Source organism: Serratia sp. CY47444 (assembly GCF_052168635.1).
In the GTDB taxonomy this organism is placed as follows: Bacteria; Pseudomonadota; Gammaproteobacteria; order Enterobacterales; family Enterobacteriaceae; genus Serratia; species Serratia bockelmannii.
On sequence record NZ_JBJNMH010000042.1, the window covers coordinates 1 to 1,221 of the forward strand.

General features: G+C 53.2%; 1 protein-coding gene. It reads left to right on the plus strand.

Going from position 1 to position 1,221, the window contains the following annotated elements; all coding sequences use genetic code 11:
• Positions 1-71: 71 nt before the first annotated feature.
• A protein-coding gene (locus ACJ8IL_RS24720; RefSeq protein WP_089196074.1) for an IS3 family transposase occupies positions 72-1,192 on the plus strand; the annotation gives its coding sequence in 2 pieces (ribosomal slippage) (positions 72-330 and positions 330-1,192; 1,122 coding nt in all).
• Positions 1,193-1,221 lie beyond the last annotated feature (29 nt).

Sequence of the window (1,221 nt, forward strand, 5' to 3'; positions counted from 1 at the left end):
TGACCTGCTCCCCGTTGATTAATACACACCGATGTTAGTAATGTCTTCATAAGCCACATGAGGACATCCCCATGAAGAAGCGTTTTTCCGACGAACAGATCATCAGTATCCTCCGCGAGGCTGAAGCCGGGGTTTCTGCCCGTGAGCTCTGCCGTAAGCACGCCATTTCCGACGCCACCTTTTACACGTGGCGTAAGAAGTATGGCGGTATGGAGGTGCCCGAGGTTAAGCGCCTGAAGTCGCTTGAGGAAGAGAACGCCAGGCTCAAGAAGCTGCTTGCCGAAGCCATGCTGGATAAGGAGGCGCTTCAGGTGGCTCTGGGGCGAAAGTACTGACGACAGGCCAGAAGCGGGAAGCCGTGGTGTTGATGTGTGATGCGACCGGTCTGTCGCAACGTCGTGCCTGCCGGCTTACAGGTTTGTCCCTGTCGACCTGCCGTTATGATGCTCAGCGTCCAGCTGCTGATGCACATTTATCAGGGCGTATTACTGAGCTGGCGCTTGAACGCAGACGTTTTGGTTATCGGCGCATCTGGCAGTTGCTGCGTAGGGAGGGCCTTCACGTCAATCACAAGCGGGTATACCGTATTTACCACCTTAATGGACTGAGCGTAAAACGCAGACGACGCCGTAAAGGGCTGGCGACCGAACGGTTTCCGCTTCTGCGCCCGGATGCACCGAACCTTACATGGTCGATGGATTTCGTTATGGATGCACTGGCCAACGGTCGCAGGATCAAGTGCCTGACCTGTGTGGATGATTTCACGAAGGAGTGTCTGACGATCACCACTGCTTTCGGTATTTCAGGCGTTCAGGTCACGCGTATTCTGGACAGCATCGCGTTGTTTCGGGGGTATCCGACGACAATAAGAACCGATCAGGGCCCGGAATTTACCTGCCGCGCGCTCGATCAATGGGCCTTTGAGAATAGTGTGGAACTACGGCTTATCCAGCCAGGTAAGCCAACGCAGAACGGATTTATTGAGAGTTTTAACGGACGCTTTCGCGATGAGTGTCTGAATGAACACTGGTTCAGCGATATTCTTCATGCCCGGAAAACGATTAATGACTGGCGGCAGGATTATAACGAGTGCCGTCCCCATTCATCACTGGATTACCAGACACCAGCTGAATTCGCAACGGACTGGCGAAACAGGAAATATGAAGAAAAACCAACCGACATTACTAACTGAAGGTTGTATCTAATCCTGGGGGCAGGTCA